General features: G+C 70.9%; 21 protein-coding genes. 11 read left to right on the top strand and 10 right to left on the bottom strand.

Translation table 11 applies throughout. The annotated features are described in order from the left end of the window. From R9Z33_RS01445 to R9Z33_RS01435, 3 genes are read left to right on the top strand one after another with little or no spacing between them, the layout of a single operon-like run. A complete protein-coding gene (locus R9Z33_RS01445) occupies positions 1-693 on the top strand; it encodes an SDR family NAD(P)-dependent oxidoreductase (protein ID WP_318649519.1) in 693 nt (230 codons plus the stop codon). Positions 694-717: 24 nt separating this feature from the next. Next, on the top strand, positions 718-1533 hold the full coding sequence (locus tag R9Z33_RS01440) for a 23S rRNA (adenine(2030)-N(6))-methyltransferase RlmJ (protein ID WP_318651599.1): 816 nt from the start codon (positions 718-720) through the stop codon (positions 1531-1533). Then, positions 1526-2500: an NAD(P)H-dependent glycerol-3-phosphate dehydrogenase gene (locus R9Z33_RS01435; protein ID WP_318649518.1), complete on the top strand. Its 975-nt coding sequence runs from the start codon at positions 1526-1528 to the stop codon at positions 2498-2500. Before R9Z33_RS01440 ends, R9Z33_RS01435 begins: the two co-directional genes overlap by 8 nt. Positions 2501-2577: 77 nt before the next feature. Here the strand turns inward: R9Z33_RS01435 and R9Z33_RS01430 are convergent, their stop codons facing one another. Then, on the bottom strand, positions 2578-2784 hold the full coding sequence (locus R9Z33_RS01430) for a hypothetical protein (protein ID WP_249732142.1): 207 nt from the start codon (positions 2782-2784) through the stop codon (positions 2578-2580). Positions 2785-2812: 28 nt separating this feature from the next. Between R9Z33_RS01430 and R9Z33_RS01425 the strand changes: the two genes are divergently transcribed. Beyond that, the gene (locus R9Z33_RS01425; protein WP_318649517.1) at positions 2813-3394 is read left to right on the top strand and encodes a helix-turn-helix domain-containing protein; all 582 of its coding nucleotides are present in this window, start codon (positions 2813-2815) and stop codon (positions 3392-3394) included. A 62-nt stretch (positions 3395-3456) separates the two neighbouring features. Here the strand turns inward: R9Z33_RS01425 and R9Z33_RS01420 are convergent, their stop codons facing one another. The 7 genes from R9Z33_RS01420 to hisB form a co-directional block, all read right to left on the bottom strand. Next, complete coding sequence (locus tag R9Z33_RS01420; protein ID WP_318649516.1) at positions 3457-3987, bottom strand: phosphoribosyl-ATP diphosphatase; 531 nt, start codon at positions 3985-3987, stop codon at positions 3457-3459. Further along, the gene (gene hisF / locus R9Z33_RS01415; protein WP_318649515.1) at positions 3987-4757 is read right to left on the bottom strand and encodes an imidazole glycerol phosphate synthase subunit HisF; all 771 of its coding nucleotides are present in this window, start codon (positions 4755-4757) and stop codon (positions 3987-3989) included. Before hisF ends, R9Z33_RS01420 begins: the two co-directional genes overlap by 1 nt. Before the next feature lie 110 nt (positions 4758-4867). Next, the gene (hisA, locus tag R9Z33_RS01410; protein WP_318649514.1) at positions 4868-5602 is read right to left on the bottom strand and encodes a 1-(5-phosphoribosyl)-5-[(5-phosphoribosylamino)methylideneamino]imidazole-4-carboxamide isomerase; all 735 of its coding nucleotides are present in this window, start codon (positions 5600-5602) and stop codon (positions 4868-4870) included. Further along, positions 5599-6192, bottom strand: a complete 594-nt coding sequence (locus tag R9Z33_RS01405) for an N-acetyltransferase family protein (RefSeq protein ID WP_450104019.1) — start codon at positions 6190-6192, stop codon at positions 5599-5601. Before R9Z33_RS01405 ends, hisA begins: the two co-directional genes overlap by 4 nt. After that, complete coding sequence (hisH, locus tag R9Z33_RS01400) at positions 6189-6848, bottom strand: imidazole glycerol phosphate synthase subunit HisH (RefSeq protein ID WP_318649513.1); 660 nt, start codon at positions 6846-6848, stop codon at positions 6189-6191. The genes R9Z33_RS01405 and hisH overlap by 4 nt, the downstream gene beginning before the upstream one ends. Beyond that, complete coding sequence (locus tag R9Z33_RS01395) at positions 6845-7252, bottom strand: DUF2628 domain-containing protein (RefSeq protein ID WP_318649512.1); 408 nt, start codon at positions 7250-7252, stop codon at positions 6845-6847. Before R9Z33_RS01395 ends, hisH begins: the two co-directional genes overlap by 4 nt. After that, a complete protein-coding gene (hisB, locus tag R9Z33_RS01390) occupies positions 7252-7857 on the bottom strand; it encodes an imidazoleglycerol-phosphate dehydratase HisB (RefSeq protein WP_318649511.1) in 606 nt (201 codons plus the stop codon). The genes R9Z33_RS01395 and hisB overlap by 1 nt, the downstream gene beginning before the upstream one ends. A 75-nt stretch (positions 7858-7932) precedes the next feature. Here hisB and R9Z33_RS01385 point away from each other — a divergent pair, with 75 nt between their 5' ends. The 7 genes from R9Z33_RS01385 (at position 7933) to R9Z33_RS01355 (ending at position 12264) form a co-directional block, all read left to right on the top strand. After that, the gene (locus tag R9Z33_RS01385) at positions 7933-8454 is read left to right on the top strand and encodes a D-glycero-alpha-D-manno-heptose-1,7-bisphosphate 7-phosphatase (RefSeq protein WP_318649510.1); all 522 of its coding nucleotides are present in this window, start codon (positions 7933-7935) and stop codon (positions 8452-8454) included. 2 nt (positions 8455-8456) lie between these two features. After that, positions 8457-8906, top strand: coding sequence for a protoporphyrinogen oxidase HemJ (gene hemJ / locus R9Z33_RS01380; RefSeq protein WP_404830637.1), 450 nt, complete (start codon positions 8457-8459; stop codon positions 8904-8906). A gap of 214 nt (positions 8907-9120) precedes the next feature. Beyond that, positions 9121-10392 (top strand): transcription termination factor Rho, encoded by a 1272-nt coding sequence (gene rho / locus R9Z33_RS01375; protein WP_318649509.1) that lies wholly within the window; start codon positions 9121-9123, stop codon positions 10390-10392. Between the two features lie 109 nt (positions 10393-10501). Continuing rightward, positions 10502-10654: a hypothetical protein gene (locus tag R9Z33_RS01370; RefSeq protein ID WP_318649508.1), complete on the top strand. Its 153-nt coding sequence runs from the start codon at positions 10502-10504 to the stop codon at positions 10652-10654. A gap of 80 nt (positions 10655-10734) precedes the next feature. After that, positions 10735-10971: a YtxH domain-containing protein gene (locus tag R9Z33_RS01365; protein ID WP_318649507.1), complete on the top strand. Its 237-nt coding sequence runs from the start codon at positions 10735-10737 to the stop codon at positions 10969-10971. A gap of 4 nt (positions 10972-10975) precedes the next feature. Continuing rightward, positions 10976-11530, top strand: coding sequence for an HD domain-containing protein (locus R9Z33_RS01360; RefSeq protein ID WP_318649506.1), 555 nt, complete (start codon positions 10976-10978; stop codon positions 11528-11530). Then, positions 11527-12264, top strand: coding sequence for a GNAT family N-acetyltransferase (locus tag R9Z33_RS01355; protein ID WP_318649505.1), 738 nt, complete (start codon positions 11527-11529; stop codon positions 12262-12264). The genes R9Z33_RS01360 and R9Z33_RS01355 overlap by 4 nt, the downstream gene beginning before the upstream one ends. Before the next feature lie 19 nt (positions 12265-12283). Here the strand turns inward: R9Z33_RS01355 and R9Z33_RS01350 are convergent, their stop codons facing one another. Together R9Z33_RS01350 and R9Z33_RS01345 are read right to left on the bottom strand one after the other, a co-directional pair. Further along, positions 12284-13258 (bottom strand): quinone oxidoreductase family protein, encoded by a 975-nt coding sequence (locus R9Z33_RS01350; protein ID WP_318649504.1) that lies wholly within the window; start codon positions 13256-13258, stop codon positions 12284-12286. Between the two features lie 15 nt (positions 13259-13273). Next, on the bottom strand, positions 13274-13747 hold the full coding sequence (locus R9Z33_RS01345) for a methylated-DNA--[protein]-cysteine S-methyltransferase (protein WP_318649503.1): 474 nt from the start codon (positions 13745-13747) through the stop codon (positions 13274-13276). Positions 13748-13833 lie beyond the last annotated feature (86 nt).

The raw sequence follows: 13833 nt of genomic DNA, 5'->3' as shown, positions 1-13833 counted from the left end.
ATGCGGGGACAGGTCGCGCTCATCACCGGCGCCTCGCGCGGCATCGGCCGCGCCACCGCCCTGGCGCTGGCCGCGGCCGGCGCGCATGTCGTGCTCATGGCGCGCAGCCAGGGCGGGCTGGAGGAGACGGATGACCTCGTCCGCGCGGCAGGCGGGGCGGCGACGCTCCTGCCGCTCGACTTCATCAAGGAGGCCGACCAGCTCGACATGCTGGGCCCCTCCATCGTGCAGCGCTTCGGCCGGCTGGACATCCTGGTGCATGCGGCGGGCCTGCTGGCGAAGCTGACGCCGGCCGGGCACATCCCGCCGCGCGACTGGGGCGAGAGCCTGGCGGTGAACGCCACCGCTGCCTATCGCCTGATCCGCGCCTGCGACCCGCCGCTGCGCGCGGCGCCCGCCGGCCGCGCGCTTTTCCTGCATGATTCGCATGTGGAGGAGCCCACGGCCTATTGGAGCCTTTACAGCAGCGCCAAGGCCGCCCAGGCCAATCTCGTGCGCTGCTGGGCGGCGGAGGTCGCGATGTCCCCGCTGAAGGTCGCGCTGGTGGACCCGGGCCCGGTCGCCACCAAGCTGCGCGCGGCGGGCTTCCCGGGCGAGGACCCGACGAAGCTGCGCCAGCCGGAGGAGGTGGGCGCCGCCATCCTCGCGCTGCTCGGCCAGGATTTCCCGCATGGCGCGACCCTGCCGATCTGACGGCCGCCGCGCGAGGGCCTGAACATCAACTATCGCCACGCCTTCCATGCCGGGAATTTCGCCGATTGCATGAAGCACGCGCTGCTGGTCTGGCTGCTGCGCGCCCTGGCGCGCAAGCCGGCCGCCTTCCGCGTGCTGGACACCCATGCCGGCATCGGGCGCTACGACCTGGCGAGCGACGAGGCGCAGCGCACGGGCGAATGGCAGGCGGGAATCGGCCAGCTCTCCGGCATCACGGACGGACCGCTGGCCGAGTATCTGGAGCTGGTGCGCGCCGATGGCGGCTATCCCGGCTCGCCCGCGCTGGCCGCCGCCCTGCTGCGCCCGCAGGACCGGCTCGCGCTGGTCGAGCTGCATGAGGAGGACCACGCCACGCTGCGCGCGCTGTTCCGCCGCGATCCCCGCGTGGCCGTCCACCGGCGCGACGCCTTCGAGGCGGTGCGCGCCCTCACCCCCTTCCCGGAGAAGCGCGGCCTCGTCCTGATGGACCCGCCCTTCGAGCAGCCGGGCGAGTATGAACGGCTGACAGCGGCCATCACCGAGGTCTCGCGCCGCGCGCGCGGGCTGGTGCAGGCCGCCTGGTATCCGATCAAGGGCCGCGCGCCGGGCCGCGCCTTCCACACCGCGCTGGCCGAATCCGGCGTGCGGGACGTGCTGGCGGCCGAGCTGCACCTGCGTGAGCCGCTGGACGCGGCGCGGCTCAATGGCTGCGGCCTCATCGTCGTGAATCCGCCCTATGGCTTCGAGGAAGCGGCGCGCGCCATACTGGCGGCGCTGCGCGCAGCATTGTCAGCGGAGGAGGGCGCCGGATGGGCGCTGACGCGGATCGCCGATGAGTGAGGTCATCGTCTATGGCGCGGGCGCCTGGGGCACCGCGCTGGCCATCCATGCCGCGCGGCTCGGCCATGGCGTGACGCTCTGGGCGCGCGATGCGGCGCGGGCGGAGGAGATGCAGCGCGCGCGGGTCAATGCCCGGCTGCTGCCGGGCGCGCCCTTCCCGGACGCGCTGCGCGTGACGCATGACCTGACGCCACAGGGCGCAGCACTCGGCGTCCTCGCCGTGCCCATGCAGCCGCTGCGCGCCGTGCTGGCGCGCCTGCCGCGCGGCCTGCCGCCGCTGCTGCTGGTCTGCAAGGGGCTGGAGGCCGACACGCTGCGCCTGCCGCTGGAGGTGCTGGCCGAGGCGCGACCCGATCTGGCGGGCGGCATCCTCTCCGGCCCGAATTTCGCGCATGAGGTGGCGGCGGGCCTGCCGGCGGCGAGCGTGGTCGCGGCGCGCGACCCGGCGCTGGTCACCACGGCGCAGGGGCTGCTCTCCGGCCAGGCGCTGCGGCTCTATGGCAGCGAGGATGTGCTCGGCGTGCAGCTGGGCGGCGCGACGAAGAACGTGCTGGCGATCGCCGCCGGGATCTCAACCGGCGCGGGGCTCGGCGAGAATGCGCGGGCGGCACTGATCACACGCGGGCTGGCGGAACTCTCGCGCCTGGTCATCGGCCTGGGCGGGCGGGCGGAGACCGCGGCGGGGCTTTCCGGCCTCGGCGACCTCATCCTCACGGCCATGGGCCATTCCAGCCGCAACGCCTCGCTCGGCTTCGCCCTGGGGCGGGGGATGACGTTGCCGCAGGCGCTGGCCGGCCGCGCGGGCGTGACCGAGGGCATCGCCACCGCACCCGCCCTGCTCGAGCGCGCCCGCGCCGCCGGGGTGGAACTGCCGATCTGCGCGGCGGTGGTGGCGGTGCTGGAAGGGCGGCTCGACGTGCAGGGCGCGCTGGCGGCGCTGATGGCCCGCCCCCTGCGCGGGGAGTGATTGACGCCCTCAAGCGCCGGGCGCCGCCGGCCGCGGTGGGCCCATGCTTGGTCTGACGGTCCGGGCTGGACCCCGCATCACAGGAACTTTCCGCGCTCCAGGATCTCCAGCGTGTATTCCTTGTAGCTCATCCCCAGCTCCTCCGCGCGCGCCAGGCGGCGCAGCGCGATCTCGCGTGGCGGGGTCTTCCAGGCCTTCTTGTGGGCACGGCGCCAGACCCAGCCGCGCCAGGCGGTCCCTTCATCTTCGAGCGGCGGACCGCCATTGTGGCCGATGCTGGTCATGTCCCGCATCATCCACTAAAATGGTCACATGTCCACCATCATGACAGACCTGGATGACCTCCTCGCCCGCCGCATCCGGCGCGAGCGGGAGGCGCGCGGTTGGTCCATCGCCACGCTGGCGGCCGAATCCGGCGTCTCGCGCGCCATGATCAGCAAGATCGAGCGGGCCGAAGCGAGCCCCACCGCGGCCCTGCTCGGCCGCCTTTCAGGCGCGCTGGGGCTGACCATCTCCGCCCTGCTGGCACGCGCCGAGGGCGATGCGGGGGGTGGGCGCGTCTCCCGCGCCGCCAGCCAGCAGCTCTGGACCGACCCGGGCACCGGCTATCGCCGCCGCGCCCTCTCGCCGCCCGGCGCGGAGCCCGAATTGGTGCAGGTGGAACTGCCGCCCGGCGCGCGCATCGCCTATCCGGCGGCGTCCTACCGCTTCCTGCGCGGCCAGGTGGTCTGGCTGGAATCCGGCACGCTCATCATCCGCGAGGGCGAGGAGGAAACCACCCTCGGCCCCGGCGATGCGCTGGCCTATGACCTGACGACGCCGCGCGATTGCGAATTCCACAACCCCTCCGGCATGGAGGATTGCCGCTACATCGTCACCCTTAGCCGAAGGTGAGGGTCGCCATGCGGCGGAGCCCGTTCACACCTTGAGCGTTCCGCCGAGGAGGATCGGACCCGTCAGGGCAGCTTGGTCGTCTGCGCGATCGCCAGCAGCGCCTTGGGGCGGGGGCGGGAGGCCTTTTCGGCAATGCCGGAAATCCCCTCGCGCCGGCGCAGCTCGGCCCAGACCTCGGCCGGTGTGATGCCGGCATCCACCAGCAGCAGCATCAGGTGGTAGAGCACGTCGGCCGATTCGCTGATGATGGCGGGCCGGTTGCGGGCCACCGCCTCGATCACCAGCTCCACCGCCTCTTCGCCCAGCTTCTGCGCCACCTTGGGCGTGCCGCGCGCGATCAGTCGCGCGGAATGCGAGGTCGCGGCATCGCCGGCCAGGCGGCGCGATTCGATGGTGGCCCAGAGCCGGTCCAGCACCGCGGCGTCACCATCCTCGGGCAAGGTGAGCGGCTTGAGATGCGCCGCCTCGGCCTTCAGCACCGCCTTGGGGATGCGCGCCTTCTTCGCCGGGATGTTCTTCGGCACGGGCAGCTTGCCAGCCTTCGCGGGCTTGGCCGACTTGCTCGCCGCCTTCTTCTTCGTGGCCTTCGCCATCACGCCATCTCCCGGACGCGGCGCACGGGCAGGCCCGCCGCCGCCAAGGCATCCTTGGCCTGTTCGATGCGGAACACGCCATCATGAAACACGCTGGCCGCCAGCAGCCCGGTGGCCCCGGCCCGCGCGCCCTCGACGAAATGATCCAGCGCGCCGACGCCGCCCGAGGCCACCACCGGCACGCGCACCGCGCCCACCACGCGGCGCAGCAGGTCGAGGTCGAAGCCCTGCTTCGTGCCGTCGCGATCCATCGAGGTCAGCAGGATCTCGCCGGCGCCCAGGCTCGCCATCCGGCGCGCCCAATCCACCGCATCCAGCCCGGTCTCGCGCCGGCCGCCATGGGTGAAGATCTCCCAGCGGCCCTCCGCCACCTTCTTCGCATCCACGGCGACGACGATGCATTGGCTGCCGAAGGCCTCGGCCGCGCGGCGCACCAGGTCAGGGTCGCTCACCGCCGCGGAGTTGATGCTGGCCTTGTCGGCGCCAGCCAGCAGCAGCTTGCGGATATCCTCCACGCTGCGCACGCCGCCACCCACGGTGAGCGGGATGAAGACCTGCGCCGCCGTGCGGGAGACGACGTCATACATCGTATCCCGGTTCTCATGCGTGGCGCCGATGTCGAGGAAGGTCAGCTCGTCCGCGCCCTGCGCGTCATAGGCGCGGGCCTGCTCGACCGGGTCGCCCGCGTCGCGCAGCGCGACGAAGTTCACGCCCTTCACGACGCGGCCTTCCTTCACATCGAGGCAGGGAATGATGCGGAGCGCGAGCACGGATGAATTCCCGGTTTGTCCAGGTATCCGGATGATCCTGGGGCAAGGCGATTGCGGCGTTTTTCGCGGTGCGTCAAGCGATGGCTTGGTGACAAGCGCGACGGCGCCGCTCAGCCCGCCGCCAGCGCCAGTGCCTCGGCCGGGACGATCCGGCCGTCATACAGCGCGCGGCCCAGGATGCAGCCGGCGATGCCATCCGCCGCCACCGCTTTCAGCGCCTCGAGGTCCGCCAGCGAGGCGACGCCGCCCGAGGCGATGACCGGCGTCTCCAGCGCCGCGGCCAGCGCGCGCGTCTGCTCGACATTCACGCCGCTCAGCATGCCGTCGCGGTCGATGTCGGTGTAGATGATCGCGGCGGCGCCCGCATCTTCCAGGCGCAGCGCCAGGTCGCGCGCGGGGAGCGTGCTGGTCTCGGCCCAGCCTTCCGTCGCCACCATCCCGCCGCGCGCATCGATGCCGACGACGACGCGGCCCGGGAAATGCCGGCAGGCCTCGCGCACGAAATGCGGATCCTTCACGGCGGCGGAACCGAGGATCACGCGGGTCACGCCGCCCTCCAGCCAGGCCTCGACCGTCGGCATGTTGCGGATGCCGCCACCCAGCTGCACCGGCATGGGGGCCGCGGCCAGGATGCGCGCCACCGCCTCGGCATTGGCGGGCTTGCCGGCGAAGGCGCCGTCGAGGTCCACCACATGCAGCCACTGAAAGCCATCGGCCGCGAAGACGCAGGCCTGCTCGGCCGGATCCTCGGCGTAGATGGTGGCTTGCGCCATGTCGCCGCGCTGCAGCCGGACGACGCGGCCCTGCTTGAGGTCGATGGCGGGGTAGAGGGTGAAGCCGCTCACGTCTTGATCCGTCCCAGGGCATCGGCCGTGCTGCGGCCGTGCTGCGGCTCCAGCAGGCGGTAGTAGAAGAAGCCGGCCACCGTCTCGCCGCCCACGCGCGCATAGGCGGGGTGGCTGCCCCAGCGCACATAGCCCAGCCGCTCGAACAGCGTGATGGCGCTCTCCTGCGTAGCGCGCACATCGAGGTTGAGCACGCGGATGCCCATGGCCGCCGCGCGCTCCTCGACGCGGCGCACCAGCAGCCGCGCGAGGCCGAAGCCGCGCGCATAGGGCGCGATGAAGGCGTGGGTGAGCTGGGCGGCGAAGCCCTGCGCTTCGTTGTTGCGGGGCGGGCGGACGAGCTGCGCGCTGCCCACCACCTGGCCATCCAGCCGCGCGATGAAGAATTCGCGCTCGGGCACCAGCATCACGCCGCGGAAATGGCGTTCGAGAGCGGAGCGGCTCTGCGCCTCCACCCAGCCGAAGCCGCCGCCCTCCACGATGGCGGCATTGGTCGCCTCGCAGAGGTCGGCCAGGTCATGCGGGTCGAGCATGTCCACGCGCTCGACCTCGAGCCGGTGCACCTCGGTGGCGGCGGGGTCGGCGCTCACGTCGGCTCCATCCGGGGCGTCCATCGCAGGAAATTGGCCAGGATCCGCAGGCCGACCCCGGCGCTCTTCTCGACATGGAACTGCGTGCCGACGATGTTGCCGCGGCCCAGGATGGCCGGCACAGGGCCGCCATAATCGGTGGTGGCCAGGACATCCGCCGGCTCGCCGCCGCGCCAGGCGTAGGAATGCACGAAATAGGCGTGATCGCCGGGGACCAGACCCTCCAGCAGCGGATGCGCGCCGGGTGTGAAGTCGAGCGCGTTCCAGCCCATCTGCGGCAGGGGCAGGGGGGTGCCGTCGGGCGCGCGGGGGTCCATCTCGGCCACCTCGCCGGGCAGCCAGGCGAGGCCGGGGGTGGAGCCGTGCTCCAGGCCACGCTCGGCCAGCAACTGCATCCCGACGCAAATCCCGAGGAAGGGCTTCCGGTGGACCTGCACCTGCTCATAGAGCGCGCCGACCATGCCTTCCAGCGCGTCCAGCCCGGCGCGGCAGGCGGCGAAGGCGCCCTGGCCGGGCAGGATGATGCGGTCGGCGTGGATCAGCGTTTCCGGCTCGCGCGTGATCTCGACGGTGATGGGCCCGGCGGCGGCGCGTTCCAGCGCACGGCAGACCGAGGCGAGGTTGCCCGAGCCGGGATCAATGACGGAGACCCTCATCGCGCCACCTCACCCGCGTAGAGCGGCAGGAGGCGCGGCTCGGCCTGGAGCAGGCGGGCCAGCGCGCCATCGGCATCCTGCCCCTGGACGACATGCGCGAGCGTCCAGCCGCGGCGGCCCAGCGCCCAGCGGCGCAGGTCCTGGCCCTGGAAGCCGAGCAGCAGATGCGCGGCGAGCGCGGCCGCGATGCCATAGGGGTCGGGCAGCAGGTTCAGCACGACGAGGCCGACCAGCACCCCGAACCCGGCCAGCCAGGCGCGATGCCGGAACAGCCAGAAGGGGCCGAAGAGGAAGGCCCAGAAGGAGAACCCCTCCGGAATCAGCACCGGCGGCTGCTTGAGCCCGGTGGCAGGCACCGAGCCGCGGGCGGCGCCGGGCGGGAGATGGACGGTCCAGCTCCGCATCAGGCCTCCAGCACGCCCTTGGTGGAGGGGATGGCGCCCAGCTGGCGCGGATCGGGCTCGATGGCCATGCGCAGGGCGCGGGCGAAGGATTTGAAGCAGGCCTCGGCGATGTGGTGCGCGTTGGTGCCGGCCTTCTGGGTGATGTGGCAGGTCAGGCCCGCATTCATCACCAGGGCGCGGAAGAACTCCTCGAAGAGTTCCGTGTCCATCTCGCCCACCTTGTCACGCGTGAAGGTCACGCTCCAGGCGAGGAAGGGGCGGCCCGAGATGTCGATGGCGCATTCGGCCAGCGCCTCGTCCATCGGCATCAGGCATTGGCCGAAACGGGTGATGCCGCGCTTCTCACCCAGCGCGGCCTTGATGGCCTGGCCCAGCACGATGCCGCAATCCTCGGCCGTGTGGTGGAAATCAATGTGCAGGTCGCCCTTGGCGCTCAGCGCCAGGTCGAGCAGGGCGTGGCGCGTCAGCGCGTGCAGCATGTGGTCGAGGAAGCCGATGCCGGTCGCGATCTCGGCGCGGCCGGTACCGTCGAGGTCGAGCCGGGCGGTGATGTCCGTCTCGGCGGTCTTGCGGGCGATCTCGGCGCGTCGGGTCACGGGCTGCATGGGCGCACCTCTAATCCTCCCGGCGCGAGAAGGCCAGCGCTGCCCGCCGCCGGGGCGCCATGCTATCGGCGTGGCATGGAGATGACGGACCAGCGGCGCCCGGGCGCCTTCCTCGACCGCGACGGCGTGCTGATCGAGGATACCGGCTACCCGCACCGGATCGAGGAGGTGCGCTGGATACCCGGCGTGATGGCGGCCCTGCGGCGGCTGAACGCGGCGGGCTTCGCCGTCTGCATCGTCACCAACCAGGCGGGCGTGGCGCGCGGCTATTATGACGAGGCGGCGGTTGGCCGCCTGCACCACTGGATGGCGAACGAGGCGCGGGCGGCCGGGGCCCGGCTCGACGGCTTCGCCTATTGCCCCTTCCACGCGGCGGCCGAGGCGCCGCGCTATCGCCGCGAGAGCCCCCGCCGCAAGCCGGGCCCAGGGATGATCGAGGATTGGCTCGCGCATTTCCCGCTGCGCCGGGACGGGAGCTTCCTGATCGGTGACCGCGCGACGGATCTCGAGGCCGCCGCCGCCGCGGGCATTCCCGGCCATCTCTTTCCGGGCGATGATCTGGATGCCTTCGTCGCCGCCATCCTCAAGGGGAACTGACCTTGGACTTCCTTGCCCCCGCCTATCTCTGGGTCAAATCCTTCCATCTGATGGCCGTGATGGCCTGGATGGCAGGGCTGTTCTACCTGCCGCGCCTCTATGTCTATCACTGCGAGATCCCGCAGGGCGGCGGGGTGGAGCATGAGCGCTTCAAGAAGATGGAGCGCCTGCTGCTGCGCGCCATCATGAACCCCAGCATGATCGTCACCTGGCTCCTCGGCCTCATGCTGGTGGCGACGCCGGGCGTCGTCTCCTGGACCTCGGGCTGGTGGCACGTGAAGCTGCTCTGCGTGCTGGCGATGACCTGGTTCCACATGTACCTGGCGAAGCACCGCAAGGCCTTCGAGCGCGACGAGCGGATCTTCCCGCAGCGGCACTGGCGCTACATGAACGAGGTGCCGACGCTGCTGATGATCGTCATCGTCATCATGGTCATCGTGAAGCCCTTCTGAGCGGCCCCCGCTGAGGCCCCCCCAATGGGGGGGGGCAGCAGGGAGACGTTGACGCGGCGGCCAGGGGTGCCTACCTTGGTCCGGTCGGTCCTTCGCGGGCCGATCCCTCCCTCCCGACCGCCGAATTCGCCGAAGCCCCTGCGCGCGGCACGAATTGCGGGGCCCATGACATCGCCCCCGGCGTCTTCCCCACGATCCACACTCCGGATGCTGCATGCACCTCTCTGAACTCAAGGCGAAGACGCCGCCCGAACTCCTCGCATTCGCGGAGGAGCTGGGCGTCGAGAACGCCTCCATCCTGCGCAAGCAGGACATCATGTTCGCCATCCTCAAGACCTTCGCCGATAACGACCAGGCGATCTATGGCGAAGGCACGCTGGAAATCCTCAGCGACGGCTTCGGCTATCTCCGCAGCCCGCAGGCGAACTTCCTGCCCGGCCCCGACGACATCTATGTCAGCCCCGCCCAGGTGCGCCGCTTCGGCCTGCGCACCGGCGACACGGTGGAAGGCCAGATCCGCGCGCCCAAGGATGGTGAGCGCTACTTCGCCATGCTCAAGGTGAACGCGGTCAATTTCGAGCCGCCCGAGGCGCTGCGCCACCGCATCAACTTCGACAACCTGACGCCGCTCTACCCGACGCGCCGCCTCAAGATGGAAATCGAGGGGCAGGAGACGCCGAAGGGCGTGCAGAAGGACAACACGCACCGCGTGATCGACCTGATCGCGCCGATCGGCATGGGCCAGCGCGCGCTGATCGTGGCGCCGCCGCGCACCGGCAAGACGGTGATGCTGCAATCCATCGCGAAGTCCATCACCGCGAACCACCCCGACGTCTTCCTCATGGTCCTGCTGATCGACGAGCGGCCCGAGGAAGTGACCGACATGGCGCGCACCGTGCGCGGCGAGGTCGTGGCCTCCACCTTCGACGAGCCGGCGACGCGCCACGTGCAGGTGACGGAGATGGTGCTGGAGAAGGCCAAGCGCCTTGTCGAGCACAAGCGGGATGTCGTGATCCTGCTCGACTCCATCACCCGCCTCGGCCGCGCCTACAACTCCGTCGTGCCCTCCTCGGGCAAGGTGCTGACGGGTGGTGTGGACGCCAATGCGCTGCAGCGGCCCAAGCGCTTCTTCGGCGCGGCGCGCAACATCGAGGAGGGCGGTTCGCTCACCATCATCGCCACCGCGCTGATCGACACCGGCAGCCGCATGGACGAGGTGATCTTCGAAGAGTTCAAGGGCACCGGCAATTCCGAGCTGATCCTGGACCGCAAGCTCTCCGACAAGCGCGTCTTCCCGGCGATCGACATCACCAAGTCCGGCACCCGCAAGGAGGAGCTGCTGGTGGATCGCGGCACGCTCAGCAAGATGTGGGTGCTGCGCCGCATCCTGAACCCGATGGGCACGCAGGACGCGATGGAATTCCTGACCGACAAGCTGAAATACAGCAAGACGAACCAGGACTTCTTCGACGCGATGAACACCTGAGGGCCGGACCGGCAGGGCATCGCCCTGCCAGGAACGGGGCCAAGAATGGGGCCATGAATGGGGCAGGGGCGGGCATGATCCCGCCCCATTTTGCCGTCACGCTCACGCCATGCCGAAGATCGTGCTCCCTTTGCTGCTGCTTGGGCTGCTGGCGGGCTGTGCCCCGCCTCGGGGAGTGCCGGCCGATGGCTACCGGGGCGCCTGGCCGCCCCTGGGCCCGCTGTTCCGGCAGCGGGAGATTGCCAATCATCCGGGAAATTGATCCGATGACCGGGAAGCATCGGCGCCGCTTCAACCCGCCGCCCGGCGGGTCGGTTTCCGCCAAACAAGGAGAAGACCATCATGCGACACGCTTTCACGGCGCTCGGCCTTTGCGCCCTGCTGTCCCTGGGCGCCTGCACCAATCCCAATGACCCCGCCCAGCGGGCCGCCGGCGGCGGCTTGATCGGTGCCGGCGCGGGCGCGGCGATCGGCGCCATCGCCGGCGGCGGCCAGGGTGCCGCCATCGGCGCGCTGACGGGCGGCGCGGTGGGTGCCGCGACCGGCGTCATCACGACGCCGCAGCGGGGCAACAGGTAGGCGCTTGAGCGCGAAGCTATTGGCGGCCGCGAGCTTCGCGGCCGCCGTCCATGCCACGCATCGCCGCAAGGGTGCCGCGGCCGAGCCCTACATCAACCACCCGCTGGAAGTGGCGCAGATCCTCGCCGAGCACGATGCGCCGGAGGCCGCCATCCTCGCCGCCCTGCTGCACGACACGGTGGAGGACAGCACAGATGACCCCGAGCCGGTGACGCTGGAAGCGCTGGCCGCGCGCTTCGGCGCGGAGGTCGCGGGCATCGTGGCCGAGGTCTCCGACGACAAGAGCCTGCCGAAGGAGATGCGCAAGGCGCTGCAGGTCTCGCAGGCGCCGAAGAAATCCGCCGCCGCCAAGATGGTGAAGCTGGCCGACAAGATCTCCAACCTGCGCGCCATCGTCTCCGCGCCGCCGGCCTCCTGGAACCATGCGCGCCGCGTCGAGTATGTCGGCTGGGCGGGGCGCGTGGCGGCCGGGCTGCGCGGCGTGAATCCTGGCCTCGAGGCGCTGTTCGACCGGACCTACCAGACCGCCATGGCGGAGCTGGCGCGGGAGGCCGTATGAACCTCTCCCTCGTGCATGCGCTGGAGCGCGCCACGCTCAACGCGTTGCCTTCGCCGCGCGTCGTCTTCGACGGCCCCTTCGTCGTGCGCAGCTTCCTGGGCGGGACGGGGCGGGCGAATGCCGCCTGCTCCCTCGATCCCGCGCCCGATCCCGAACTGGCGCAGCGCGTCACCCGCGTAGCGGCGCATTACCGGCGCCTCGGCATGACGCCGCGCTTCCGCTCCGCGCCGCTCGATCCGCCGGGGCTGGAGGCGCTGCTGCGCGCGGGCGGCTGGGCCGAGGCGGATGAGAGCCATGTCACCCATGGCCGGGTGGCGGCACAGGCCGATCCGGCTGTCCGGATCCTCACCGCGCCGGATGCCACCTGGTTCGATGTGCTGGGCACGGTGGAATACCAATCCGCCGCGCGAAAGGCGGAGAAGCAGGAGGCGGTACCGCTCTTCGCCATTCCCGCCACCTGGCTCGTGCTGGAGGAGGAGGGGCGGGCGGCCGCCGCCATGTCGGCCACCTGCGATGGCCGCTTCACCGGGATCTTCGACCTCGCGGTGCGGCCGGAATTCCGGCGGCGCGGCCTGGCGCAGCGGATGATCCGCGCGGCTGCGGCCTGGGGAGAGGGGCTGGGCGCGAAGACCTGCTTTGCGCAGGTGGCCATTACGAACACGGCCTCCGTGGCGCTCCAGGCGGGGCTGGGACTCACGGAGGCCTATCGCTACCGCTACTTCGTGCTGCGCTGAGGGCGCAGCACCACCCGCCTCAGGGCAGCAGGACGGTGCTGCCGGTGGTCTTGCGGGCTTCCAGGTCGCGATGGGCCTGGGCCGCGTCCTTCAGCGCGTAGCGCTGGTTGATCTGCAGCTTCACCGCGCCGGACTTCACCACGTCGAAGAGCTCGGCCGCGACATGCTCGAGGTCGCTGCGCTTCATCGTGTAGGAGCCGAGCGTCGGCCGCGTCAGGTAGAGCGAGCCCTTGGCCGCGAGGATGCCGATGTCGATCGGCGGCACGGCGCCCGAGGCATTGCCGTAGCTGACCATCATGCCGAGCGGCGCCAGGCAGTCGAGCGAGGCGGTGAAGGTGTCGCGGCCCACGCTGTCATAGACGACGGGCAGCATGGCGCCGCCGGTGATGCGCTTGACCGCGGCGGGCAGGTCCTCGCCGGCCAGGACCACATGATCGCAGCCATTGGCGCGGGCCAGCTCGGCCTTGGCCTCGGTGCTGACGGTGCCGATGACGGTGCAGCCGAGCGCCTTGGCCCATTGCACCATGATGAGACCGACGCCGCCGGCCGCCGCATGGATCAGGATCGTCTCGCCCGACTTCACGCGGTAGGTGCTGCGCAGCAGGTACTGGGCCGTCATGCCTTGCAGCATCATCGAGGCGGCCTGCTCGAAGCTGATGCCCTCGGGGATCTTCACCAGGCGGTCGGCTTTGTTGGTGCGGGCCTCGGCATAGGCGCCCATGGGGCCGGAGGCATAGGCGACGCGATCCCCGACCGCGACCTCGGTCACGCCCTCGCCGATCGCCTCGACGATGCCCGCGCCCTCCATGCCCATGGTGAAGGGCAGCGAGGGGGCCTTGTAGAGGCCGGTGCGGAAATAGACGTCGATGTAGTTGAGCCCCACCGCCTTCTGGCGGATCAGCACCTCGCCCGCCTTGGGGTGCGGCAGGGGCACCTCCTCCCACAGCAATTTCTCGGGGCCGCCGTATTCATGGACGCGGATGGCGTGGTTCATGGAGGAGTTCCTGGTTCAGAAAGATGAGGGGAAGGGCAGGTTCAGGCTTCGCGCCTCAAGCGCGAGGAGATAGCGCTTCGTCTCAGGCCCATCCAGGCCCGAATACCCGCCCAGCGCACCATTGGCCGCGACCACCCGGTGGCAGGGGATGAGGATGGGAATGGGGTTGCGCCCATTGGCCTGCCCCACGGCGCGCGGGTGCGAGGCGACCTCGCGCGCGATCTCGGCATAGCTGCGGGTTTCCCCGGCCGGGATGGCGCGCAGGGCGGACCAGACGCGGCGCTGGTAGGGCGTTCCGTGGGGCGCCAGCGGCAGCTGGAACTGCACGCGCCTGCCGTCGAAATAGTCGTGCAGCTGGTCCCGCGCCTCGCGCAGCAGGGGTGTCGCCTCCTGCTCGCTGCCGCGGCCCCAGTCGAGCGCGACGATGGCCCCGTCCTCTTCCGAGAGGGTGACCTCGCCAAGCGGGGTGTGGAGCGAGAGTTGCGGCATGTTTCCCTATGTTGCGCGCGTGACGGGATGCAGCACCCGGAGGGGGGCGGCGTCAAGCATCCCCTCCCTTCCCCCCTGGGCCGGGC

It is taken from the genome of Sediminicoccus rosea (genome assembly GCF_033547095.1).
Lineage (GTDB): Bacteria > Pseudomonadota > Alphaproteobacteria > Acetobacterales > Acetobacteraceae > Roseococcus > Roseococcus rosea.
The sequence above is the reverse complement of the archived record's forward strand: the minus strand, read 5'-3'. Positions and strand labels throughout refer to the sequence as shown.